The organism is Caulobacter sp. FV2ye17ST, assembly GCF_058680955.1.
In genome coordinates this window covers 2,637,237-2,662,097 of sequence record NZ_CM178727.1, presented here as the reverse complement: position 1 = coordinate 2,662,097, position 24,861 = coordinate 2,637,237, and the positions used below count along the sequence as shown (strand labels likewise).

The 24,861-nt window shown below is 67.7% G+C and carries 20 protein-coding genes; 13 read left to right on the top strand and 7 right to left on the bottom strand.

Annotation, left to right across the window (positions count from 1 at the left end):
* The first annotated feature begins 66 nt into the window (after window positions 1-66).
* Window positions 67-1,881: an alpha-amylase family glycosyl hydrolase gene (locus tag ACW17V_RS12780; protein WP_492105479.1), complete on the top strand. Its 1,815-nt coding sequence runs from the start codon at window positions 67-69 to the stop codon at window positions 1,879-1,881.
* Window positions 1,857-3,500, top strand: coding sequence for an alpha-amylase family glycosyl hydrolase (locus tag ACW17V_RS12775; protein ID WP_492105478.1), 1,644 nt, complete (start codon window positions 1,857-1,859; stop codon window positions 3,498-3,500). Before ACW17V_RS12780 ends, ACW17V_RS12775 begins: the two co-directional genes overlap by 25 nt.
* Window positions 3,501-3,669: 169 nt before the next feature.
* Here the strand turns inward: ACW17V_RS12775 and ACW17V_RS12770 are convergent, their stop codons facing one another.
* The gene (locus tag ACW17V_RS12770) at window positions 3,670-4,683 is read right to left on the bottom strand and encodes a LacI family DNA-binding transcriptional regulator (protein ID WP_492105477.1); all 1,014 of its coding nucleotides are present in this window, start codon (window positions 4,681-4,683) and stop codon (window positions 3,670-3,672) included.
* A gap of 344 nt (window positions 4,684-5,027) precedes the next feature.
* Here ACW17V_RS12770 and ACW17V_RS12765 point away from each other — a divergent pair, with 344 nt between their 5' ends.
* From ACW17V_RS12765 to ACW17V_RS12750, 4 genes are all read left to right on the top strand, one after another.
* Window positions 5,028-6,551: an MFS transporter gene (locus tag ACW17V_RS12765; RefSeq protein ID WP_492105476.1), complete on the top strand. Its 1,524-nt coding sequence runs from the start codon at window positions 5,028-5,030 to the stop codon at window positions 6,549-6,551.
* Between the two features lie 28 nt (window positions 6,552-6,579).
* A complete protein-coding gene (locus ACW17V_RS12760; protein WP_492105475.1) occupies window positions 6,580-8,931 on the top strand; it encodes a glucan 1,4-alpha-glucosidase in 2,352 nt (783 codons plus the stop codon).
* A gap of 267 nt (window positions 8,932-9,198) precedes the next feature.
* Window positions 9,199-11,538 carry a methyl-accepting chemotaxis protein gene (locus ACW17V_RS12755; protein ID WP_492105474.1) on the top strand — a complete coding sequence of 780 codons (2,340 nt, stop codon included), beginning with the start codon at window positions 9,199-9,201 and terminating at the stop codon, window positions 11,536-11,538.
* Between the two features lie 72 nt (window positions 11,539-11,610).
* Window positions 11,611-11,757 carry a putative 2OG-Fe(II) oxygenase gene (locus tag ACW17V_RS12750; RefSeq protein ID WP_492105473.1) on the top strand — a complete coding sequence of 49 codons (147 nt, stop codon included), beginning with the start codon at window positions 11,611-11,613 and terminating at the stop codon, window positions 11,755-11,757.
* On the opposite strand, the gene ACW17V_RS12745 is transcribed toward ACW17V_RS12750, so the two are convergent.
* From ACW17V_RS12745 to ACW17V_RS12735, 3 genes are all read right to left on the bottom strand, one after another.
* Window positions 11,748-12,242 carry a MarR family winged helix-turn-helix transcriptional regulator gene (locus ACW17V_RS12745; protein WP_492105472.1) on the bottom strand — a complete coding sequence of 165 codons (495 nt, stop codon included), beginning with the start codon at window positions 12,240-12,242 and terminating at the stop codon, window positions 11,748-11,750. The two genes, ACW17V_RS12750 and ACW17V_RS12745, sit on opposite strands and share 10 nt — an antisense overlap.
* A complete protein-coding gene (locus ACW17V_RS12740; protein WP_492105471.1) occupies window positions 12,239-13,558 on the bottom strand; it encodes a serine hydrolase domain-containing protein in 1,320 nt (439 codons plus the stop codon). Before ACW17V_RS12740 ends, ACW17V_RS12745 begins: the two co-directional genes overlap by 4 nt.
* Window positions 13,559-13,888: 330 nt before the next feature.
* On the bottom strand, window positions 13,889-15,274 hold the full coding sequence (locus ACW17V_RS12735; protein ID WP_492105470.1) for an SPFH domain-containing protein: 1,386 nt from the start codon (window positions 15,272-15,274) through the stop codon (window positions 13,889-13,891).
* Between the two features lie 889 nt (window positions 15,275-16,163).
* Here ACW17V_RS12735 and ACW17V_RS12730 point away from each other — a divergent pair.
* From ACW17V_RS12730 to ACW17V_RS12700, 7 genes are all read left to right on the top strand, one after another.
* The gene (locus ACW17V_RS12730) at window positions 16,164-16,673 is read left to right on the top strand and encodes a GAF domain-containing protein (RefSeq protein ID WP_492105469.1); all 510 of its coding nucleotides are present in this window, start codon (window positions 16,164-16,166) and stop codon (window positions 16,671-16,673) included.
* Window positions 16,674-16,740: 67 nt separating this feature from the next.
* Window positions 16,741-17,895, top strand: coding sequence for a GNAT family N-acetyltransferase (locus tag ACW17V_RS12725; protein WP_492105468.1), 1,155 nt, complete (start codon window positions 16,741-16,743; stop codon window positions 17,893-17,895).
* Window positions 17,895-18,815 (top strand): glycosyltransferase family 2 protein, encoded by a 921-nt coding sequence (locus ACW17V_RS12720; RefSeq protein ID WP_492105467.1) that lies wholly within the window; start codon window positions 17,895-17,897, stop codon window positions 18,813-18,815. The genes ACW17V_RS12725 and ACW17V_RS12720 overlap by 1 nt, the downstream gene beginning before the upstream one ends.
* Window positions 18,701-19,735: a hypothetical protein gene (locus tag ACW17V_RS12715; RefSeq protein WP_492105466.1), complete on the top strand. Its 1,035-nt coding sequence runs from the start codon at window positions 18,701-18,703 to the stop codon at window positions 19,733-19,735. The genes ACW17V_RS12720 and ACW17V_RS12715 overlap by 115 nt, the downstream gene beginning before the upstream one ends.
* 38 nt (window positions 19,736-19,773) lie before the next feature.
* Complete coding sequence (locus ACW17V_RS12710; RefSeq protein ID WP_492105465.1) at window positions 19,774-20,298, top strand: flavin reductase family protein; 525 nt, start codon at window positions 19,774-19,776, stop codon at window positions 20,296-20,298.
* Between the two features lie 76 nt (window positions 20,299-20,374).
* Window positions 20,375-21,871, top strand: coding sequence for a CoA-acylating methylmalonate-semialdehyde dehydrogenase (locus tag ACW17V_RS12705; RefSeq protein WP_492105464.1), 1,497 nt, complete (start codon window positions 20,375-20,377; stop codon window positions 21,869-21,871).
* Between the two features lie 16 nt (window positions 21,872-21,887).
* Complete coding sequence (locus ACW17V_RS12700; RefSeq protein WP_492105463.1) at window positions 21,888-22,877, top strand: M15 family metallopeptidase; 990 nt, start codon at window positions 21,888-21,890, stop codon at window positions 22,875-22,877.
* On the opposite strand, the gene ACW17V_RS12695 is transcribed toward ACW17V_RS12700, so the two are convergent.
* From ACW17V_RS12695 to ACW17V_RS12685, 3 genes are all read right to left on the bottom strand, one after another.
* Window positions 22,834-23,283 carry a hypothetical protein gene (locus ACW17V_RS12695; RefSeq protein WP_492105462.1) on the bottom strand — a complete coding sequence of 150 codons (450 nt, stop codon included), beginning with the start codon at window positions 23,281-23,283 and terminating at the stop codon, window positions 22,834-22,836. The genes ACW17V_RS12700 and ACW17V_RS12695 overlap by 44 nt on opposite strands.
* A gap of 55 nt (window positions 23,284-23,338) precedes the next feature.
* On the bottom strand, window positions 23,339-24,070 hold the full coding sequence (locus ACW17V_RS12690) for an endonuclease III domain-containing protein (RefSeq protein WP_492105461.1): 732 nt from the start codon (window positions 24,068-24,070) through the stop codon (window positions 23,339-23,341).
* Between the two features lie 66 nt (window positions 24,071-24,136).
* Entirely contained in the window at window positions 24,137-24,685 is a 549-nt protein-coding gene (locus ACW17V_RS12685) for an NUDIX hydrolase (protein ID WP_492105460.1), read from the bottom strand.
* Window positions 24,686-24,861: the final 176 nt, after the last annotated feature.

Below are 24,861 nucleotides of genomic sequence, written 5' to 3'. Positions count from 1 at the left end.
AATTTATGCAAATTATTGCAGTGGGCCGAGCCGGTATCGGTTCGCCCGCGCGGCGAGGGGGAAACGATGTCGGCCTGGGGTTCCTGGCGACGACGGCTGACGGCCATGGCGGCCGGCGCGGCCCTGACGGTGGTCGGCGGCGTCGCCGAAGCCGCGCCCGAGTCCGCCGCCTACCTGCAGCGCAAGGCCTCCGATGAGGTGATCTACTTTGTCCTGCCTGACCGGTTCGCCAACGGCGACACGGCCAATGATCGCGGGGGGCTGGCTGGCGGTCCGCTGGTCACGGGCTTTGATCTGACGCGCGCCGGCTTCTATCACGGCGGCGACCTGAAGGGCCTGACCTGGGGCCTCGACTACATCCAGGGCCTGGGCGCGACGGCCGTGTGGCTCGCGCCGATCTTCCGCAACAAGCCGGTGCAGGGCGCGCCTGGCCACGAGTCGGCGGCGCATCACGGCTACTGGATCACCGACTTCACCGACGTGGATCCGCACTTCGGCACGCGGGCCGAGTTCAAGGCCTTTGTCGACGCCGCCCATGCGCGCGGGATGAAGGTCTATATGGACATCATCGCCAACCATACCGCCGACGTGATCCGCTATCGCGAGTGCCCGGCCAATGACTGCGGCTATCGCGGCAGGGCCGACTATCCCTATGCGACGCGCGGCGGGGTGACGGGCGCGGCGATCAATGAGGGCTTCGACGGTCGCGATTTCGGAAGGCTGAACCGCCCGGACTACGCCTATACGCCCTACGTTCCGGCCGGCGAGGAGGGCATCAAGAAGCCCGCCTGGCTCAACGATCCGGCTTACTATCACAATCGCGGCGACAGCACCTTCGCCGGCGAAAGTTCGCTGGACGGCGACTTCGCGGGGCTGGACGACCTGTTCACCGAGAACCCGCGCGTGGTGCAGGGTTTTATCGACATCTATGGCCAGTGGATCGACGATTTCGGCGTAGACGGCTACCGCATCGACACCGCCCGCCACGTGAACCCCGAGTTCTGGCAGGTCTTCATTCCGGCCATGCGGGCCCGGGCAAAGGCCCGCGGCATCGAGAACTTCCACATCTTCGGCGAGGTGTTCGACAGCGACGTCGCGATCCTGGCCCGCCACACCCGGGTCGACGGCTTTCCGGCGGTTCTGGATTTCGCCTTCCAGTCGACCGTCACCGAGATCGTGGCGCGCAAGGCCGGCACGGACCGGCTGGCCCGGGTCTTCGCCGGCGACGCGGTCTATGCGGGCGGTGAGGCGACCGCAACGCAGCTGCCCACCTTCCTGGGCAATCACGACATGGGCCGGTTTGGCTATTTCGTGCTGGAGGCCAATCCCGGGATTTCCGACGCCGAGCTGCTGGATCGCGTGACCCTGGGCCACGCCCTGATGATGTTCTCGCGCGGCGTGCCGACGATCTATTACGGCGACGAGCAGGGCTTCACCGGCGACGGCGGCTATGCCGACAGTCGCGAGGACATGTTCGCCAGCCAGGTGGCCAGCTACAACGACAACCGCCTGGTCGGGACCTCGGCCACGACCGCGACGGACAGTTACCGCACCGATGGGCCGCTCTATCGCCGCATCGCCGCCATGGCCGGGATTCGCGCCGCGCATCCGGCCTTGCGGTCGGGCCGCCAGGTGGCGCGCGCCGAGAGCGACAAGGCCGGCCTTCTGGCCTTTTCACGGCTGGCCGACGGGGTCGAATATCTGGTTGTCTACAATACAGGCTCCACGCCGATCACCAGCCAGGTCGAGGTCGAAACGACCTCGCGCGCCTGGCGGTCGGTGCGCGGCGCCTGCGTCGGCGCCGTCAGCGCGCCTGGCAGTTATCGGGTCGAGGTCGGCCCGCTGGATTACATGATTTGCGTTTCCGAGGGGCTACAGTGACGGTCAAGGTTCTTTCACGTCCGGCTGTGGAGCCCGCGATGGACGCGCAGTGGTGGCGCGGCGCGGTGATCTATCAGGTCTATCCGCGCAGCTTCGCCGACTCCAACGGCGACGGCGTCGGCGACCTGCCGGGCATCACCGCGCGGCTGGAGCACATCGCCTCGCTGGGCGTCGACGCCATCTGGCTGTCGCCGTTCTTCAAGTCGCCGATGAAGGACTTCGGCTATGACGTGTCCGACTATCTGGACGTCGATCCGATCTTCGGGACGCTTTCCGATTTCGACCGGCTGATCGACAAGGCCCACGGCCTGGGCCTGAAGGTGATCATCGACCAGGTGTTTTCGCACACCTCCGACGAGCATCCCTGGTTCGAGGCCAGCCGCCAGGACCGCACCAATCCGCATGCGGACTGGTATGTCTGGGCCGACGCCAAGCCCGACGGCTCGCCGCCCAGCAACTGGCAGTCGGTGTTCGGCGGCCCGGCCTGGACGTGGGACGCGCGGCGCGGCCAGTACTACATGCACAACTTCCTGGCCTCGCAGCCGCAGCTGAACGTGCATGCGCCGGCGGTGCAAGACGCCCTGCTGGCCTCGGCGAAGTTCTGGATGGATCGCGGTGTCGACGGCTTCCGCTTCGACGCCATCAATTTCTCGATGCACGACCCGGAGCTGAAGGACAATCCGCCGCTGCCGCCGGGCGGCAAGCGCACCCGGCCGTTCGACTTTCAGGACAAGATCCACAATCAGAGCCACGCCGACATTCCGGCCTTCCTCAGCCGCCTGCGGGGCCTGACCGACGCCCATGGCGGCCGGTTCTCGGTGGCGGAGGTGGGCGGCGACCATGCCGACCGCGAGATGAAGCTGTTCACCGCCGGAGAGGACCGCCTCAACAGCGCCTATGGCTTCCTCTATCTCTATGCCGACCACCTGACCGCCGAGATGGTGCGCGAAGGCGCGGCGATGTGGATGGGCGGGGACGGCGAGGGCTGGCCTTCCTGGACCTTCTCCAACCACGACGCCCCGCGCGCGGTGTCGCGCTGGGCCGAGGGTCGCGACCGCAAGGCCTTCGCCGAAATGGCGCTGCTGCTGCTGGTGGCCCTGCGCGGCAATGTCTTCGTCTATCAGGGCGAGGAGCTGGGCCTGCCGCAGGCCAATGTGCCGTTCGAGCGCCTGGTCGATCCCGAGGCCATCGCCAACTGGCCACAGACGCTGGGTCGCGACGGCGCCCGCACGCCGATGCCGTGGGTCTCGACCGCGCCGCATGCGGGTTTCTCGGCTGTCGAACCCTGGCTGCCGGTCGATCCGGCCCATCTGCCGCTGGCCGTCGACGCCCAGGAGGCCGATTCGGCCTCGACCCTGCACGTGGCCCGTCGGCTGATCGCCCTGCGCCGCGCCTGTCCGGCGTTGCGGACGGGCAGGGTGAGCTTTGTCGAGACCAATACGCCCCTGCTGATCTTCGAGCGCGGGGAGGGGCGTGACGCGCTGCTCTGCGTGTTCAACCTGGGTCACGATCCGGTCGCCTGGTCGCTGCCTGACGGCTGGGCCGTGATCGACAGCGTCAACCTGTCGGAGGCCGGCGTCGTGCCGCCTTGTGGCGGGCTGATGGCGCGGAAAACCTAGGTGTCGGTTGAATGTCCCTCAAAATCCGCTCTCCCCGGCGAAAGCCGGGGCCCAGATTCAGCCTGAGCGTTTGGGGATGATGCGCCTTCTGCCTCGGTTCAAATCGACCACATCTCCGGGTTCGATCTGGGCCCCGGCCTTCGCCGGGGAGAGCGGAGAATTTTGCTGCCTACCCCCCGCAGCTTTCCCGGATGATCAGGTCCGTGGGCACCCGCTCGGACCGGCTGGCCCTGTCACCGCTGGCGTCCAGCAGCTTGGAGACCATCAGCCGGCCGGCCTTGGCCGTGTCCTGGGCGATGGTGCTGAGGGCAGGGCTGCTGTAGCGGGCGAAGGGCACGTTGTCGAAGCCGACCACCGAGACGTCGCCCGGCACCGAGAGTCCGGCGTGCTTGAGGGCGCGAATGGCCCCCAGGGCGATCAGGTCGGAGGCCGCCACCACGCCGTCGAACGACACGCCGCGATGGATCAGCGAGTCGATGGCCGCTTCGGCGGACTCCACCTCGAAGTGGGCCGGCACGATCAGGTCGGGATCGATACTGAGCTTCTGATGCTCCAGCGCGTCCAGATAGCCGCGATGGCGCTGCATGGCCTCGGGGGCTTCGGTGTCGCCCAGGAACACGATGCGCTTGCGGCCCAGCCGCGCCAGGTGAAGCGTCGCCCGGCGACCGCCCATCGGGTTGTCGGAGCCGACCGAGCAATAGTTCTGGTCGGGCAGTTGCGCGCCCCAGACGACGAACCGGCCCTCGGTCTCGGCCAGGCGGTTGAAGGCCGCGTGCAGCGAGCTCTGACCCAGGAAGATCACGCCCTCGGCCCGGCTGGTCGTCATGGCCACCGACAGGTCCTCGAAATTGGCCGGCGCGATGTGGCTGAGCAGCACGTCGCAACCGCGCTCGCTGGCCGCTTCGCCGACCCCGGCAAGCAGCTCCAGGAAGAACGGGTCGGACATGCCGCTGTCGCGGCCCTGCGGACGCGGCACCACGATGGCGATCGTCGCCTCGGCGCCGATCGGGCCGGCGGGCATGTAGCGGCGGAACGGATAGTCCATCTCGCGCGCCAGCTTCCAGATCGCCTGCTTGGTGCGCTTGTTGACGGCCGGGCTGTCGTTCAGCGCCCGCGAGGCGGTCGAGATCGAGACCCCGGCCATCTTGGCCAGGTCTTCCAGACGGGTGACGCCCTTGCTCATGCGGGGTTCTCGCCGACTGCAAAATTTGCCGCAAAAGTTTTCATAGGCCTTTTAAGGCATTGCGGGCGTAACTTGGCAAGTCTGCGAGCGGCGCCGCTCGCTTGGCCTGCAGCGGCTGCAAATTTATGGAAATTCTTGCAATAGGTGCTTGGCTTTGACCGAGCGCCTCGACGCCTGATCCGGGCCAAGTTCCGCATTGGCTTGGAAAAAGGCCATAACAATGAACGGATATTGACGAACCGGGATTGCGCGAGAGCGCCGGCCATGTGCAAATGCCGACAACGAAAAGCTATGAAAAAACTTGCGCATCATCGGCACGAACCGATGGGCGGGCGGGGAAGCGGATGACCAAGGCCAAGCTGAGTATCTTCCAGATCTGGAACATGTGCTTTGGGTTCTTCGGGATCCAGATCGGCTTTGGCCTGCAGAACGCCAATACCAGCCGCATCTTCCAGACCCTGGGCGTCGACGTGAATGACCTGGCGATCCTGTGGATCGCCGCACCGGCCACCGGCCTGCTGGTCCAGCCCATCATCGGCCATTTCAGCGACAAGACCTGGGGCCGGCTGGGGCGGCGGCGCCCCTATTTCTTCTGGGGCGCGATCCTGACGACGGCCGCGCTCTTCGTCATGCCCAACTCGCCGACCCTGTGGATCGCGGCCTCGGCGCTTTGGATTATGGACGCCTCGATCAACATCACCATGGAGCCGTTCCGGGCCTTCGTCGGCGATAACCTGGCGCAGGAGCAGCGCTCGACCGGCTACGCCATGCAGAGCTTCTTCATCGGCCTGGGCGCGGTGCTGGCCTCGGCCCTGCCGTGGATGCTGACCAACTGGTTCAACGTCGCCAACACCGCGCCGGCCGGCCAGATCCCCGACGCGGTGCGGATCGCCTTCTACGCCGGCGGCGCGGGTCTGTTGCTGGCGGTGATGTGGACGGTGTTCACGACCAAGGAATACAGCCCCGAGCAACTGGCCGCCTTCGAGCGGGCCGAGCGCGCGGACCGCATGCAGGACACCGCCGATGATCTCCGGCGTGCGGACCCATCCATCAACGCCTATGGGCTCCTGGGACTGGTAGGTCTGCTGGGCGGATTTGGCCTGGCCCTGCTGGTCTGGACACTGCGGCTTGAGAAGGAACTCTATGTCCTGGCCGGCATGCTCGCGGCGTTCGGCGTCGCGGGCGTCGTCGGGGCGCGCCTCAAGCGGAGCGGCAACACCGCAAACGGCTTTTCCGAAGTGCTGGAGGACGCCTTCCTGATGCCGACCACCATGCGCCAGCTGGCGGTGGTGCAGTTCTTCTCGTGGTTTGGCCTGTTCGCCATGTGGATCTACACCACGCCCGCCGTGTCGGCCTGGCACTTCCACGCCGTCGACGCGACCTCGAAGGCCTATAATACGGGCGCCGACTGGGTGGGCGTGCTGTTCGCCGTCTATAACGGTGTGGCGGCCCTGGCGGCCCTGCTGATCCCGAGCATGGTGCGGCTCACCAATCGCCGGATTAGCCACGCGGCCTGCCTGGCCCTGGGCGCGGCCGGCCTGTTGTCGATCCCGCTGATCAAGGACCCGGGCCTGTTGTGGATCTCGATGATCGGCGTCGGCTTTGCCTGGAGCTCGATCCTCTCGGCCCCGTATTCGATCCTGGCCGGAGCCCTGCCGGCCCGGAAGATGGGGGTCTATATGGGCATCTTCAATTTCTTCATCGTCATTCCGCAGCTGCTGGCCGCCACCGTGCTGGGCCTGCTGCTGAAGACCTTCTTCGGCGGCCAGGCGATCTTCGCCTTGGTGCTGGGCGCGGCGTCTTTCGCCATCGCCGCCATCACCGTGTTCGCCGTCACCGATCCTGATGAGGCGCCCGCGCGCGCCTAACCGTTCCTCCCTTCACGAGGCTGTCCCCATGCGTATGCTCAAAATCCTCGCCCTGACTACGACCGCCGCCTGTGCGCTCGCCGGCGTCGCCTCCGCTCAGATCGCCCCCGGCGCGCCGGGCGCGCCCTCGACCTGGGCCTATGCCGCCAAGACCGGCGTGGGCGCCTCCTACGAGGCCTATGTCGACGGCGCCTACAAGGATGGCGGCCGCACGGGCGTGGTGTCCAAGGTCTGGTTCTCGATCGCCGATGGCGTGCTGACCGAGACCATGTACGGCCTGATCCACGAGGCCCAGATCAAGCAGCTGCGCTTCGCCGTCCAGACCTCGACCGGCCTTGCCGTCGAGGGCGCCGACACCGTCGCCAAGACCGAATATCTGCATGTCGACGCCGAAGGCCGCCCGCTGTCGCCGGCCTACAAGATCACCACCACCGACAAACTGGGCCGCTTCGTTATCGAGAAGCGGATCTTCACCGATCCCGACCGCCAGAGCCTGTTCGTGCGCGTCACGGTCAAGGCGCTGAAGGGCTCGGTGACGCCCTACCTGCTGCTCGAACCCCACATGGCCAACACCGGCTCTGGCGACGCCGGCGCGGCCAGCAAGACCGCCCTGACCGCCAATGAGGGCGACACCTTCCTGACCCTGAAGGGCTCCACGTCCTTCGCCGCCGCTAGCGCCGGTTTTGTCGGCGCGTCGGACGGCCTGACCGACCTGAAGGACGGCAAGCTCGACACGCTCTACGCCAGCACCGGCGCCGATCGCGGGACGATCATGCTGACGGGCCAGCTGCCCGCCACCAGCGGCGAAGTCAGCGTGGACTACGCCATCGGCTTTGGCTCCACCGCCGCCGCCAGCGCCGCCGCCGCCGACGGCTCCCTCCAGACCGGCTACGCCCAGGTTCTGGCCGGCTACAACAGCGGCTGGGAAAGCTGGCTGGCCTCGCTGCACGAGCTGCCCCGCCTGCGCGAAGCGGCCATGGACGGCGGCAAGCTGGTCCAGGCCAGCGCCCTGATGCTGAAGGTGCAGGAAGACCGCACCCATGCCGGCGCCCTGATCGCCTCGCTGTCCAATCCGTGGGGCGACACCGTCGACGCCTCCAAGCCCTCGACCGGCTACAAGGCTGTCTGGCCGCGCGACTTCTACCAGTGCGCCATGGCCCTGGCGGCCCTGGGCGACATCCAGACCCCGCTGGCCGCCTTCCACTATCTGCCGACCGTGCAGGTGGGCCCCAACACCCCGGGCAATACCGGCGTCGGCGGCTGGTTCCTGCAGAAGTCGGAAGTCGACGGCACGCCCGAATGGGTCGGCGTCCAGCTGGATCAGACGGCCATGCCGATCATGCTGGGCTGGAAGCTGTGGAAGCAGGGCTGGCTGTCCGACGACGAGCTGAAGACCTTCTATGGCAGGATGATCAAGCCGGCCGCCGACTTCCTGGTCGATGGCGGCAAGGTGGGTCTGGGCTGGAACAGCGCCACCATCGTGCCGCCGTTCACCCAGCAGGAGCGCTGGGAAGAGCAGGGCGGCCACTCGCCCTCGACCACGGCCGCGGTGATCGCCGGTCTGATCACCGCCGGCGAGATCGCGGATCTGGCGGGCGACGCCGCCTCCGCCGCCCGCTACCGCGCCACGGCCGACGACTATTCGGCCAAGGTGGAAAGCCGCATGGTCACCACCAAGGGCGCGCTGGGCGACGGCAAATACTTCCTGCGCCTCAACAGCGACCAGGATCCCGACAACAAGAGCCCCGTCGAGGTGCGCAACGGCCAGCAGCCGGTGGCCGAAGACCGGATGCTGGACGCGGGCTTCCTGGAGTTCGTCCGTTACGGCGTGCGCCGGGCCGACGACCCGGCCATCGTCGCCAGCCTGCCGGAGATCGACGACCAGTCGCTCGAGGACCTGTACCGCGTGCGCTACAGCTTCACCTTCCCGGGCGTGGAGGGGAGCTTCCCGGGCTGGCGCCGCTACGGCGTCGACGGCTATGGCGAAGACACCAAGACCGGCGCCAACTATGGCGCGGGCGACCAGATGCGGCCGGGCCAGCGCGGCCGCGTGTGGCCGATCTTCACCGGCGAGCGCGGCCACTACGAGATCGCCCGCCTCACCTTGCGCGGCAAGCCGGCGCCCGGCGCGCTGGAGCCTGTGCGCCAGACCTATGTCCGGGCGATGGAGCTGTTCGCCAATGACGGCCTGCTGATCCCTGAACAGGTCTGGGACGGGGTCGGCGCCGACACTGCCCACGGCTATGTGCGCGGCGAGGGCACCGACTCGGCCACGCCCCTGGCCTGGTCGCACGCCGAATACATCAAGCTGCTGCGCTCGGTGGCCGACGGCGTGGTCTGGGACAGCTATCAGCCGGTGAAGGCGCGGTACGGGCGGTGAGCTTTCGGTGTCATCCCGGACAAGCCCGGCGAAAGCCGGGCGCAGATCCGGGACCGCCGGAAGCGCTGAGTTCAGGCGTCGGTCCCGGATCTGCGCGCTACGCGCTTGTCCGGGATGACAATCGCACTTGCTCCGCGACAGCGCCCCGGACGGCGTAGCTTCCCATTCCGAGCCCGCCAAAACGTCGCACCTGAACGTGGTTAATGCCGGATTTACGAATCGGGAGCGATGACTTGGGAGCCTGACCGTTTCCCGGAGTCCCACCTCATGTCCGCGTTCCGTCGTTTGACGATCGCCTGGAAGCTGATCCTGGTCGCGGGCCTCGCCATCGGCCTGCTGCTGATCGCCGCCGCCTGGGCGGTCTCGTCGCACACCAGCACCATCGTTTCGGGCCTGACCAACCAGTATGCGGGCGCGGTGGCCGACGAGGCCATCGAGCAGGTGCGCAACGACATCAACGCCGCCGCCGCCGCCGCGGGCGCCATGCGCGGCTCCATCGCCTCGGCCCATGAGGCGGGCCTGATCGAGCGCGACAAGTTCGTGGCCATCGTCAAGCCGAACGCCCTGGCCACCAGCAGCGTCATGGGCGCCTGGTTCATGGCCGAGCCCAACGCCCTGGACGGCAAGGACGCCGAGTTCCTCGCCAACCCCGCCATGGCCTCCAACAAGGACGGCCGCTTCTCGACCTACTGGGTCAACCAGAACGGCGCGCCGTCGCAGCAGTCCGAGGCCAATGGCACGGACTTCGCCGAGAGCTATTACACCGACACCGCCGCCTCGCGGAAACCGACCCTGACCGAGCCCTATTTCGACACCGTGGGCACGGAGCAGGTGGCGATGTCGTCGGTCGCCCTGCCGGTGATGTCGAACGGGACGCTGATCGGCGTCGCCGGCCTGGACATGTCGCTGAGCAATCTTTCCAAGGCGCTGGGCCAGCTGCATCCGCTGGATGGCGGCCGGGTCATGCTGGTGTCGGCGGGCGGCCAGTGGGTGGCCCATCCCGACGCCGCCCTGCACATGAAGGCCTATGCCGACCCGGGCGCCGAGGCGGTCAAGGCCGTGCTGGCCGGCGGCCCGGCGGTCGAGATCAAGGGCGTGAACGCCGGCGACGTCCCGATGCTGCGCATCGTCCGCCCCATCGCCATGCCGGCCCTCAACACCACCTGGGCCCTGGTCATGGACGTGCCGGTGGCGGCCATCACGGGTCCCGCCGACCGGCTGGCCAGGATCCTTTTCGCCGGCGGCGTGCTGATCACCCTGGCCGTGCTGGGCGCCCTGTTCTTCGCCAGCGCGACCCTGGTGCGCGCGCCGCTGGCCGGCCTGACCCGCTCGGTCGACAGCCTGAGCGCCGGCCGCTACGACCAGCCCGTCTCCGGCGTGAACGGCGGCGACGAGATCGGGGCCATCGCCCGGGCTCTCGACGGCTTCCGCCATGACCTCGCCGACGGCGAGCGCCGCAGGACCGAGCAGGAGGCCGAACGCGCGGTCGCCGAGGCCGAGCGCCAGCGCCACGAGGCCGAGGCGCAAGCCCATGCCGAAGCCCAGGAAGTGGCCGTGTCGGCCCTGGGCGAGGGCATGGAAAAGCTCGCCGACGGCGACCTGATCTGGCGCATGCGCGAGGACAGCTTCGCCGCCGACGCCCGCAAGATGCCGCGCGACTTCAACGCCGCCGTGGAAAGCCTGCAGGCGACCATGGCCGGCATCCTGACCGCCGCCCGCAGCATCCGCGCCGGCTGCGCCGAGATCAGCAAGGCCTCCGACGACCTGGCGCAGCGCACCGAGCGCGGAGCCGCCGGCCTGGAACAGACCGCCGCCGCCCTCGACCAGATCACCTCGACCGTCAAGCGCAGCTCCGAAGGCGCCGACCGCGCCCGCCAGGTGACCCAGAGCGCCAAGACCAATGCCGAGCGCAGCGGCGCGGTGGTCCGGGAAGCCGTCGAGGCCATGGGCGGCATCGAAAAGTCGTCGCACGAGATCACCAACATCATCGGCGTGATCGACGAGATCGCCTTCCAGACCAATTTACTGGCCCTCAACGCCGGCGTTGAAGCCGCGCGGGCCGGCGAAGCCGGTCGCGGCTTCGCGGTCGTGGCGCAGGAAGTGCGGGCCCTGGCCCAGCGCTCGGCCGACGCCGCCAAGCAGATCAAGACCCTGATCCGCACCTCGACCGAACAGGTCGGGCGCGGCGTGCGTCTGGTCGGCGAGACCGGCGAGACCCTCGACCAGATCCTGGTCCAGGTGGCAGAGATCAACGACCTGGTCGGCGAGATCGCATCGTCGTCCCGCGAGCAGGCCGTCGGCCTGGCCGAGGTCAATCAGGCCGTCAATCAGATGGATCAGGTCACCCAGCAGAACGCCGCCATGGTCGAGCAATCCACCGCCGCCAGCCATGCCCTGGCCAGCGAAGCCGCCGAGCTGGAGCGTCTGGTCGGCCGCTTCCAGGTGGGGGCCGAGGTGCATGAACTGCGGCCCCAGGCCCCGGTGCGTCCCGCGCCGCGACCCGTGGCGGCGCCGAGCCGGGAAAGCTTCCGGCAGCGGTACGTGCAGGGGGCCAATGCGCTGAAGGTGGCGCCGAGCTCTCGGCCGGGGGCGTGGGAGGAGTTCTAGGGCGGGTTGAGGCGCCGGGCTGCTTTTGGCGCCGGAAGCAGATGCGCTGATGGTCCGCTGAGGGGGGCGGACATGCCGAGGCGTCCGAGGCGCAACAGCCGTTCGTCTATCCGACGCCGCGCCCGGACGGTCCTGATGTTGGAAGGCTGGTTGCGCCACGAAGCGCCGGTGAACGCGGCGAAATCCGAACGTATCTCGATCAGCTTCAACTACGCCTGAGGCTCGTCCATGGCCTCGACCTCGGCGATCAGCCGGTCGTAGAAGGAGCTGCGGTCCAGGGCCTGATCTAGCCGGTCCAGCCGGGCGGCGACGTCGTCCGCCTCGCGGTTGATGGCCTCGGCCTCGCGGTTCATGGCGAGCCAAAGAGGGGTCAGGCGGGCGACCAGCGCCTCGCCTTCGGCGGTCAGGGATTGCCTACGGCGACGCGCATCCCGGAGGTCGGGCAGCGCCCGCACATAGCCGGCCGCTTCCAGCGAGCGCAGCGACTGGCTGACCGAGACGTGGGTGATGCGCAGCGCGGCGGCGATGTCGCCGACCGTCATCGGCCCGTTCCGGACGATCTGGTTCAGGACCCCGAACCACCGCTGTTCGAACGGGATGCCCAGCCGGGCGTAGACGCGGCCGACGTCGCGGTCGATACGCTCCGACAGGCGGCGCAGCTGGCCGCCTAGGGTCGCGCCGTGGCCGCCCTTCAGATCGGTCATGCAGGGGGCTCGACGATGGCGGCTATCGCCATGATCCGGTCGGCGGCGGCCGGATGTCCACGATGCCGGGCCTTCATGGCCTCGACCTCGAAGACCGGGCGCGGTTGCAGGCCCTGCGGCCTCGCGTCGAACAGGGCGCGGGCGGCCGCCACGCTGTCGTCCCTCGCCGCCGCCGTCATCGCCATGCCCAGATGATAGGCGTCGGTCGCCGGGCTGGGTCCGCACAGGATGTCCTTCACCGCCACGTTCAGGCCCCAGTACCCATCGACCTCGCCATTGGTCAGCATGGCGAAGGTGTAGCCCAGATCCTCGTAGCGCCAGACCTCGCCGGCGATGCCGAAATGGCCGCCGGTGTTGCCCACCATGCGATGGCTGTTGATGGTCTCCTCCATAAACCCCAGGCCGTAACGCGCGCGGCCCAGATCGAACAGACCGGTGGTCGCTGTGGTGTGCATCTGTGGCGACAGGAGCCGGCCGTCGCCCAGGGCGGCGATGAAGGTCGACAGGTCCTCGACGGTCGAATAGCCGCCGCCCGCCGGACTGCCTCGGAACTGGTTGACGAAGAGGTTGCTGCGCCAGGCGCCGGGAACGGCCTCATCGCGGGTGTAGCCGTCGGCCCGGTTCGGCACGACGAGATCCAGCGGCCAGTCGCCGCTGCCGCTCATGCCCAGGGGCTCAAAGATCGTCCGCCTGATGTGGTCGGCGAAGGTCTCGCCGGTCAGGGCCTCGACGATCAGGCCCAGGATCACATAGCCGCCGTTGGAATAGCCGAGCCGCTCGCCGGGCGTGAACTCCAGCGGCTGGTCGGCGAACAGGGGCAGGAAGTCGCGGGTCTCGACGAAGGCCTGGGACGGCTTCTTCGCGATCGCCTCCCAGTAGTTGCCGATCCCGGAGCTGTGCGACAGCAGCTGACGGGCGGTGATCTGTTCGGCGACGGCGCGGGCAGGATAGGCGGGCAGGTAGCGGATGATTGGGGTGTCGAGGTCGATCCGCCCCTGTTCCGTCAGGCGCAGCACCGCCGTGGCGGTGAACATCTTGCCGATGGAGGCGATGTTGAAGCGGGTGTCGATACGGTTCGCCGCGCCGAAAACCCGCTCGGCATGGCCCACCGCGCGCTGATAGACGACCTGGTCCGCGCGCTTCAGCATCAAGGCGCCCGAGAAGTCCGCATCGGCGATCGCCTGTTCCACGGCGGCGTCCAGACGGGCGGCGATGGAGCCGCCGTCGTCCGCTGCTCGACCAAGGGCGCCCCAGCTCAAGACGCCCAGCCCTACGGTCGCGCCCATCACCCCTCGCCGTGTCATCCGAATGCGCATCGAAATCGCTCCGCCATTTACGTAGGCGCCTACTTATATGGATCGGAGGAAAACGCCAGCCCTGAAAATGCCTAGGACGAATCGACAGTCATCGCATCCAGAGCATGGAGGGGGACGAAGGCGAGGGCGTGGCGAGCCAGCCTGTCGAACCCGCTCGACAATGACCGCTGAATGTCCACAATGGGTGGTGGGTTCAACTGATCGCCGCACACCCGCAGAGACCTTCGCTGAGTGTATTGCGGCGATCAGTTGAACCCACCGTCGAAGCCCACGTTGGGAGCGGAGCCGCTTGCTGACTTCCCGCCGGCGGCCGAACGGACCTGTACGACGCTACTCCTTGGGCTTTGCAGCGCCCTTCGTTGCCCGCTCCACCACGGCCTTGCCTGTGTCGGTCTGAGCTAGCCCCTCCAGCATCGCTCCAAGGGCTTGGCCGCCCCTCGCGCTGAACACGTCGGTGATGCTGTTCATACCCCCGGGCACGTCACCGCCGGTCACGATCACCTTGATGTCGGCGGCGCTCAGGGCTTCAGCCTGGGCGACACCCACGGCCTGCCCGGCTTTGATTTGCTCCACGCGCACCAAGTAAGTCTGGTAGCCGTCGTTGCCGCCGATCTCCTTGGCCAGTTCGATCTGTGTCGAGACCGGCGCCAGAAGTAGGAGCCGCTCGGCTTCGGCGCGGCTCTGGCCCTGCGCCAGGAGTCCTTCGGCGTCGAGCTTCTGCTGCGCCAACGTTCCTTGCGCGACCAGCTCCAGTCGTTGACGTTCAGCCTCTGCGGCGATGACCTGCTGTCGGCGCTGCCCCTCCGCCCGGATGATCATGACCTCGCGCTCCTGGGCGGCCTGAACTTCCGCGACCCCCTTGGCGATGTCAGCGGAGCGCGTATCGGCGACCCGCTTCACATCCATCTCACGTTCGGTGGTGTCCTTCTGGGCGACCAGAACTTCCTGCTCGGCGACCTGCTTGGCGATACCGACCTGCTTTTCCTGCTCGGCCGTCCGCATGCCGACCTGCTGCAGAGCGTCCTGCTTGTTCACCTCGACGATGCGTTGGGCCTCGATCTCCTTGGTCTGGGCAAATTGGCTGTTCATCGCCACGGCCTCACGGCTCTCGCGGTCGATGCGGGATTTTTCCTTCGCCATGATGTTGGCGATGACCTCTGAGTTGGCGCTGTCACGGATGTCCATGAACTCGATGTTCTTGACCGTCTCGACGCCCCAAGCCTGAAGCTGCTTGTCCACTTGGCCGGTAAAGGCCTCAGCCAGGGTTGATCGGGCTTCGAGGATGTCTTCGAGCTTGTGGGTGGCCAGCACGTTCCGGACAGCGCCCTGCAGGATGCCCGACAACTGATGTTGCAGCTCGTCGAAATTGGCGACCTTTTCCGCCGCCGTGTCTGACTTCGCGATCCGCATGAACGCCTGCACGTCTACCCGGAACGGGAGACGCCCGGTGTCGTAGGCTTCGTAGTCTTTCAGGTTCACGTCAAATATGGAGACCGGGAACTTGGTCACCAGCACACCGATCCTGGGCAGGAAGGCCGGCCACTCGTAGTAGACGTTTCCGGCCGCCTGACTGGCGCCATAGCTGACGCGAGACCGCCCGCGCTGGACGATGTGAACTTCGTTGGTCGGGACCACCCGGCGCAGAACAAGCGCGATCAGGAATCCAATGGCGAAGACGCCGAGCGCTACGCCGCCGGCGACGAAATACATGTTCATGTGATCCCCCGATACTGGCCGGACTATGTCCATAAAGGCCGGGCGGCGCAACTATTGCGAGAGGTTGCGCACTCGGCGGCTGGCGGTGGCGGCGGCATGTGCCCAAGGCGGGCATCGCGAATGGTCCGGTGGGGTCGAAGGCGGGCGGGACGCGCGCCACCAAGTCCTCCCCCTGAAGGGGGAGGCGGCCGAAGGCCGGTTGGGGAAGACCGCAAGGCGTCAGTCGTCACTACCCCCTCCGTCGGCCCGAATGGGCCGACACTTCCCCCGCTAGGGGGAGGACTTATGGGGATTGGCCGCGCTCTATCCCCGTAGTTTCCGAAATCGAGCTCAACAAAACCAACGGCTTGTAAAATAGTTGATCGCGCCAATCCTCGGAGCTCAAACCCGCTGCATAATCATAGCTGTCCCCGTCGCAGGGGGAGGGCGCCTGGTACCGGCCCAAGGCGGCGACGAGGATGGAGCTGAGCGGGGCCGCGACGCCCTGGAAGGCGGGTCGAGGTGTGCGGGCTGTCTCAGAAGGACGGCGCAAACGCTGAGTGGCTCGTCGGTCGGGTGAACGCGGGTCGAAGAGGGCGAGGGATCGTAAACCCGCCTATCGCGCATCGTCGGCGTCGAGACGGTTAGCCGATCGACGGGATGCGCGCCCGTACGGGGGCTCTTGGGTATCAGAGCTGAAAGACGCTCGCTTGGCCCAATCCTCACGCAAGAACAGCTCCTGCGAAGCGGACAGGTCGAGCCGAAACGCACAAAACACATCACGGTCATCCGGGTTCGTCCCGGCCGCTTCGCGCCTCCCCAACCCCTTCAGTGGCTCATGCCGCGTGAGGCTGAGAAGCCGTGTCCGTCACCCCCTCGCAATCACCCCCGAACGCGCTATATCCCCGCCATGGCTGAAGCTTTCAACGACAAGACCCTGACCCCCGGCTTCCTGAAGAAGGACAAGGCGTCCCGCTACGCCGAGGTGGCCGACGAGATCGCCTCGGTGCTCGACGGCGAGCCCAATGTCACGGCGCGCATGGCGACCGTAGCCTCGATGCTGGCGAGCAGCTTCGACCACTACTTCTGGACCGGCTTCTATGTCGTTGATCCCCAAAAGGAACGCGAGCTGGTGGTCGGACCCTATCAGGGCACGCTGGGCTGTCTGCGCATCGCCTTTGGCCGTGGCGTCTGCGGGGCGGCGGCGCAGACCGGTCAGACCCAGCTGGTGGCCGATGTCCACGCCTTCCCCGGCCACATCGCCTGCGATAGCCGCTCGGAAAGCGAGATCGTGGTCCCGGTGTTCGACGCGGAGGGCCGGCTGATCGCGGTGTTCGATGTCGACTCCGACAAACCCGCCGCTTTCGACGCGATCGACCAGCAGGGGCTGGAGCGGATTCTCAAAACCACCTTCGGGTAGGTGGCGTAGGGGTTGCAGCCCCGCTCTCCATCATTCCCTAACCGCTTCGGTTTAGGACAGGTGGACCATGCCGAACGTTGAAACCCTGCATCCCAGCCGTCTGGCGCCCGCCGACATCGCCCTGTGGCGCGACATGGCCGCGGCCGAACCGGCGTTCGCCAACCCCCTGCTGGGCCCCGATTTCACCCTGGCCGTGGGCCGGGTGCGCGACGATGCGCGGGTGGCGGTGATCCGCAAGAACGGCGAAACGGTAGGCTTCCTGCCGCACCATCGTCGTCCTGGCCGTCTGGCGCGGGCCATTGGCTCGCCGCTGTCGGACTATCACGGCATCGTCTCGCGTCCCGACCCGGGCTTCACGGCCGGGGAGGTGCTGCGCGCCGCCGACCTGGGGGTGTTTCGCTATACCGGCCTGATCGATCCGTTCGGCCTGTTTGGCCAGCCCGCCGAGGGCGTTGAGGCCCAGTCCGGTTTCGTGATCGCGCCGGAAGGCTCGGCCGAGGATCACCTGGAGGTCGTTCGCGCCGCCAGCCCCAAGAAGATCAAGAACTACCGCCGGCTGGACCACAAGCTGGACCGCGAAGTGGGCGCGGTGCGTCTGGTCGCGGCCGACACGTCGCGTCAGGCGTTTGACCAACTGCTGGCCTGGAAGCGCGAGCAGCTGCAGCGCACCGGCATGCACGACTTCCTGCGTCCGGCCTGGACCAGCGGGCTGCTGACCGACCTGTTCCAGCGCCAGACCGGCGATTTCCAGGGCCTGATGATCAACCTCTATGCCGGCGACGAACTGGTCGCGGGGCATTTCGGCGTACGGCTGGGCGGCGTCTATCATCCGTGGATCGCCTCGACCAACCCGGCCTTCGGCGCCTGGTCGCCGGGCCAGATCTTCTTCCTGCGCGCCATCGCGGCCATGCCAGAGCTGGGCCTGACCCGCTATGACCTGGGTCCCGGCCATGACCACTACAAGCGCGCCTACGCCTTCACCCAGACCCCGGTCCAGAGCGGCGCCGTGATGGCCGCCAGCGTGGCCGGCCTGATGGCCAGCTCCGTCGAAGGCGCCTGGAACCTGGCGGGCGCGGGCGGCAATGGCGTGGTGGCGCGGCTGCGTCGCCGGATGGACGTGATCAACAGCGTCGAGCTGACCATGAGCGGTCAGGTGCGCGGTCTGGTCGACGCGGTCGCCGGCCAGTCACGCCGTCGTGTCGGCGCTCACGAGGCCGGCTGATGGTCCATGTGACGGTGATGATCCCGACCCAGAGACGGCTCGGCGGTCTGGCCGTCGCGGTGCGCTCGGTGTTGGCCCAGCGCGAGGTGGATTTCGCCGCGCTGGAGATCATCGTCGTCGACAACGACCAGGTCCCCTCGGCCCACGCCACGATCGAGGCCTTGGCCGAAAGCGCGGCCTGCCGCCTGCACTATGTTCACGAGCCCCGCGCCGGCGTGGCCAACGCCCGCAACGCCGGTATGGCAAAAGCCTCCGGCGACCTGATCGCCTTCCTGGACGATGACGAGGAAGCGCCCGAGGGCTGGCTCGCCGCCCTGCTGGCCGCCCAGGTTCGCTACGACGCCGATGTCGTGTTCGGACCGGTCCGGGCCCGGGCCCCGGACAGCGTCGCCGAGCATCGCGACTATCTGGAGCGCTTCTTCTCGCGCCTGGGTCCCGCCCAGGCTGGCGTCATCGATCACTATTACGGCTGCGGCGACAGCCTGCTGCGCCGCGCCGCCTTGCCCGATCCCGTCTCGCCGTTCGCCGCCGAGCGCAACCAGATCGGCGGCGAAGACGACATGCTGTTTGGCCAGATGCAGGTCGCCGGCGCGACCTTCGCCTGGGAACCGGCGGCGTGGGTCTGGGAAGATCCCGTGCCCGACCGCCTGACCCTGGACTACACGCTGGCCCGCGCCTTCGCCTATGGCCAGGGGCCCTCGGCCCACTGCGCCGCGTCCAGTCCGCCGGACGCCGTGGGCGTGGCCCGCTGGATGGCGATCGGGGCAGGGCAGGCGGCCGTGTTCGGCGCGGTGGCCGGCGTCAAGTGGCTGACCCGTTCCCGCGACCGGGCAGACTGGCTGGACAAGGCCGCGCGCGGCCTGGGCAAGGCCCTGTGGTGGGGCCCCTTCAAGATCCAATTCTACGGGAGGACCGCGTGAGCATCATCCGCGACTGGACGCCCGAGAAGGCCAGGGCCTTCGGCGGCGAGAACCTGGCCTTCGAGCACGGCCTGCACGAACGTCCGATGTTCGACGACGAGGGCCTGGCGCGACTGCTGGACCTGTATCCCCGCGACCAGCTGGGCGTCTTCACCATGGGCGAGGACCCCAAGGCCTGGACCACCTGGCGCCGGGGCGCGGCCAGCGGTCTCTCGGGCGACCAGCTGCTGGAGGCGGCCAAGAGCGGCCGCATCTGGCTGAACCTGCGCCACACCAACGACCACGTGCCGGAATATGCCGCCCTGGGCGACGAGATCTTCGCCGAGAAGGAAGCGCAGGTTCCCGGCCTGCGCACCTTCAAGCGCGACCTGGGCATGCTGATCAGCTCGGCCAACGCCCAGGTGTTCTACCATCTGGACGTACCGCTGGTGTCGCTGTGGCAGCTGCGCGGCCAGAAGAAGGTCTGGGTCTATCCGGTCGCCGACCCCTATGTGGGCGAGCTGGACCTGGAAAAGATCGTGCTGAAGGAAACCGCCGAGCAGTTCGCCTTCGATCCCGACTGGGACAGGGGCGCGGCGGTCTATGACCTGACGCCGGGCAAGATGGTCACCTGGCGGCAGAACGCTCCGCACCGGATCGAGAACGGTCCGATGCTGAACGTCTCGCTGTCGATCGAATTCATGACCCCGCCGGCCCTGATGCGGGCCAATGTCATCTACGCCAACGGGGTGCTGCGCCGCCGGCTGGGGGCAAGGCCCCGCATCCAGAGCGGCTTTGGCCCGGCGGCCCTGGGCAAGCTGGCCGTGGCGCGGGGGGCCAAGGCCCTGAACCTGCAGACGCCGCATGTGCGCCACCTGCCTATCACTTTCGGCCTGGATGCGAGCCAGCCCGGCGTTCTGGTCGAGGGACAGCGCGCCTAGCGCTTGCCCCGGCCCGCGCTTCATCGCAGAACACGTTGATGAGTCAGGCAGTCACGATTGAACTGGGCGAGGGCGCCGAACACGACGCCCGGGCCCTGCGGAATGCGTTCGGGTGTTTCACCACCGGCGTGACGGTGGTCACCACCGTCGGCGCGGACGGCCGCAAGGTGGGGCTGACGGCCAATTCCTTCACCTCGGTGTCGCTGGATCCGCCCCTGGCGTTGATCTGCGTGGACCTGAAGTCCAGCAGTCTGCCCTGGCTGGACGCCGCGGGGGTCTTCGCCGTCAACGTGCTGCACGCCGAGCACCAGCAGTTGGCCCAGCAGTTCGTGAAAAAGAACGTCGACCGGTTCGAGGGGCTCGAGACCGAGACCTGGCGCACCGGCGTCCCGATCCTGCCGGGCTGCATGGCCAATTTCGAGTGCGAGACCCATCACGTCTTCGACGCCGGCGATCACCGGGTCTATGTCGGTCGGGTGGTGAAGTTGCGCTACGATCCAGACCATGAACCGCTGGTCTATCTGCAGGGCCGGTTCCGGCGGGTTCACGTCGACGCTGAATAATCCGGCAGGATTTCGCACGATACGGCGTGATCTCGGGGTGCTATCGACGCGCAAAACAAGATCCAGGGAGCGCATCATGCGAGACATCGCCCATTTCGTGAACGGTCAGACCTTCGTCGGGACCTCGGGTCGGTTCGGCGACGTCTTCAATCCCAACACCGGCGAGGTCCAGGCCCGCGTGCAGCTGGCGACCGCCGCCGAGCTGGACGCCGCCGTCCAGGCCGCCGCCAAGGCCCAGATCGGCTGGGCGACGACCAATCCCCAGCGCCGCGCCCGGGTGATGTTCGAGTTCAAGCGCCTGATCGAGCGCGACATGAACAGCCTGGCCGAGATCCTGTCGTCCGAGCACGGCAAGGTCATCGCCGACAGCAAGGGCGACATCCAGCGGGGCCTCGAGGTCATCGAGTTCGCTTGCGGCATCCCCCACATCCTGAAAGGCGAATACACCGAGGGCGCGGGCCCCGGCATTGACGTCTATTCGATGCGCCAGCCGCTGGGCGTCTGCGCGGGCATCACCCCGTTCAACTTCCCGGCCATGATCCCGATGTGGATGTTCGGCATCAGCATCGCCGTGGGCAATACGTTCATCCTCAAGCCGTCGGAGAAGGATCCGACCGTGCCGGTCAAGCTGGCCGAGCTGATGATGGAAGCCGGCGCGCCCGAGGGCGTGCTCAACGTCGTGCACGGCGACAAGACCGTCGTCGACGCCATCCTGACCCATCCGCTGATCCGCGCGGTCAGCTTCGTCGGGTCGTCCGACATCGCCCACTATGTCTACCAGACCGGTACGGCGCACGGGAAACGCGTCCAGGCCATGGGCGGCGCCAAGAACCACGGCATCGTGCTGCCCGACGCCGACCTCGATCAGGTGGTCAAGGACCTGTCGGGCGCGGCCTTCGGCTCGGCCGGTGAGCGCTGCATGGCGCTGCCGGTCGTCGTGCCCGTGGGCAAGGCGACGGCCGACGCGTTGCGCGAGCGCATGGTCGCCGAGATCGAGACCCTGCAGGTCGGCGTCTCCAGCGACCCCGCCGCCCACTATGGCCCCGTGGTCTCCAGCCAGCACCGCGCCAAGATCGCCGACTATATCCAGATCGGTGTCGACGAGGGCGCCGAGCTGGTCGTCGATGGTCGGGACTTCTCGCTGCAGGGCTTCGAGAAGGGCTTCTTCATCGGCCCGTCGCTGTTCGATGGCGTCAAGAAGGGCATGAAGACCTATCAGGAAGAGATCTTCGGCCCCGTCCTGCAGATCGTGCGGGCCGAGAGCTTCGAGGAGGCGCTCAGCCTGCCCAGCGAGCACCAGTACGGCAACGGCGTGGCCATCTTCACCCGCAACGGCCGCGCGGCGCGAGAGTTCGCTTCGCGGGTCAATGTCGGCATGGTCGGCATCAACGTGCCGATCCCGGTGCCGGTAGCCTATCACACCTTCGGCGGCTGGAAGCGCAGCGCCTTCGGCGACACCAACCAGCACGGCCTCGAGGGCGTGAAGTTCTACACCAAGGTCAAGACGATCACCGCTAGGTGGCCTGAAGGCGAGGTCGAGGACTCCGCTTTCGTCATCCCGACGATGAAATAGCGCCAAGGGGACGACGATGAACGGTCTGGTTCGACGATCCTTCCTGTCCATCGCCGCCGCCGGCCTCGCCGCTCCGGCCGCCTTCGCCCAGACCCAGGCCGAGTGGGCGGCGGTCGGGCAGTATGGCGACAAGGCCGCGCCGGTCACCGTGTTCGAGCGCGACGGCGCGCTGCACCTCTTCGGCAAGGACCTGCCCGTCGCGCGGCTGAGGGCGCTGGGCGGCGGTCGCTACGCGGTCGCGGGCGGCGGGGAGGTGGCTCTGGAGAAGGGCGCGATCCGTCTGGACGGAACCCGGCTGGCCTTCCACGACTTCGGCGCCGAGACCCAGGCGGCGATCCACGCGGCGGTCCGCGCCGATCCGGCGGCCCTGCGCCAGCGGGCCCTGGCCGCGACGCCGCCGGTCGAGACCGAGGCGCATCTTCCGGCCGACCTGGTTGACCTGACCACGATCGACCCGCGCATCCGGCTCGACATCCGCTACGCCGGCTCCGACAATTTCATGGGCATCCCACTCTATGAGCGCGCGGCCGCCTGGCTGCAGCGGCCCGCTGCCGAGGCCCTGGGCCGGGTCCAGCATGCCCTGGCGGGCAAGGGCTTTGGCCTGCTGATCCATGACGCCTATCGACCCTGGTTCGTCACCTGGATGTTCTGGGAGGCGACCCCGCCCGAGAGCCATGCCTTCGTCGCCGATCCGGCCAGGGGCTCGCGCCACAATCGCGGCTGCGCCGTCGACCTGACGCTGTACGACCTCAAGACCGGCAAGCCCGTCGAGATGCCCAGCCGCTATGACGAGTTCTCCGACCGCGCCTATGCCGACTTCATCGGCGGCACGACGCAACAGCGGGCCCTGCGGGCCATGCTGCGTGACGCCATGACCGCCGAGGACTTCGAGGTCTACACCGAGGAATGGTGGCACTTCGACTACAGGGACTGGCGCCGATACGGGATCGGCACGGAGACCTTCACGGCTCTGGCGGCCCAGGGTTCTGCGCCTCTTCGAAACTGATGACCGCCCAGCCGTAGGAGCGGATGCGCCAGCCGCCGTCTTCGCGCACCTGAACGAACGTCCAGCCGCCAAGCTCGGCAAAGGGTTTTCCATCCCGCACGCCTTTCCAGTGCGTGGGCAGGGTGAAGTGAACGACGCCGTCCGTCAGCGCGAAGTCTTGCGGCGGGCCGAACGTGTGACGCAGATCGCCGATGCTTCCCACATGGTGCGTCATCAGGGCGCGCCAGCGCGCTAGGCCGTCCTGGCCGTTGAACACGTGCGGCGGAAAGTTCTCGAGAATGGTCACGTCGCCCGCCGAGAACACGCCATCCAGGACGCGCGCGTCGCCGGTTTCAAGGAACCGGGCGAGCTTTTCAGGGCCGGCCATCATTGCGGCGTCGGGTGTGGAGGCGCGGCTCGCGGTCACGGGGAACTCCATCGGGGCGACAGATCCCAGCTTGTCACGCCGGAGGGGGCAGGCGCTATCCGGCGTCGCGCGGGCGCCAGGGCAGGACGTCGGCGCTGTGGCCGATCCCCAGCTTGGCGCAGTCATGCTTCAGCGGGCAGGCGCCGCACCTGGGGGCTTCGTGCGGGCACAGCATCTGGCCCAGGCCCCGCTTCATCAGCCAGTGCAGCTCGAAGAGGTCGTCCGCCGTCCAGGCGTTGGGCGCCAGCCGCATCAGGGCCTGATAGGCGTGGGTGGTGTCGCCGGGGCCGACCAGTCCGATCCGCTTGGCCACGCGATGCACATGGGTATCGACGACCAGGGCCCGCATCGCCAGGCTGCTGAAATTGAGCACGCTGGCGGCGACCTTGACCCCCACGCCGGGCAGGCTCTGAAGCTCCCACCGCGCTTCGTCGACAGGTCTGCCGGCCAGGTGGTTCAGCGACAGCCAGCCGACCTTCTGTTCGATCAGGCGCAGGGCATGCGTCAGATGCCTGGCCTTGTCTTCGGCATAGGTAACTTCGCCGATGATCTCCAGAACCTGCGCGTCAGACGCTCTGGCCAGGTCCTCCCAGCACCTGAACTCGGCCCGCAGGCGCAGGAACGCGCTCCAGGATACGGCGTCAGGCGTGCGACCGCTGATCGACGACTTCACCAACTGCGAGATGGGATCCATCCGCGCCACCGGTCGCTGAGGACCAAACTCGCACAGCAGCGCGTCGCGAACGCTTTCAAGCGGCGATCGGGAGAGGCCTAGGGAAAGCTGCATGGAACCTCGCGCAGGAACATAATAAGAACATTATGCGGCGCGGACCCGTTTGTCCACAGGCTGTGGCTATCTTCGCGAGCCGCCCAGGAAGGTCGTCACCCTTCGGCGCAGGCGTTCAAAGGCCACCTTGACCGGCGTCGGCGCGCGCACGGGCGCCGGGCGCTCCTCCTCCGGCAGTTCAACGCCGGCGAAGCGGGCGATCACGTCGCGCAGTTCCGGCTCCTGCACGCCCAGGGCGGCCTCGGCCGGAGTCATCCATTGCAGGGTGCGTTGGCCCTTTTCGGGCCAGGTGGCGTGCTCGCCGGTGACCTGGAAGGGATAGACATCGACCTTCACCAGCCGCGCCACGCCGCTCTTCAGGCGCTTGAGATACTCGTAGTCGCCGACGGCCTGCTGCGCGATCACGCCGTCGAGGCCGGCTTCCTCAAAGGCCTCCTGGGCGGCGGCGGCGGGATCTGTGCGCCCCTTCATCGGCCAGCCCTTGGGGATCACCCAGCGCTTGGTCTCGCGCGACGAGACCAGCAGGATCTGCAGGCCCGGGCCTTCGCCACGCCAAGGCAGCGCCGCGACCTGGCGACGCTTTCCAACACCTTGTTTGACCGGCTTTTCCGTCACTTCACCCAGAACCCAAGACTCGCATTCATGCTGACGGCGCGCGCCAGCGGACTATAGCGCCCGCGATTGCGTGAGTCGTCGAGTTCGGAGCCTGAAACTGCGTCACTAAGGCGCGTTAAGCAGGCTCCGTCCGCGTGAGGTTGAGACCCGCATCGCGGACCCGCTCTCCCGAAGGC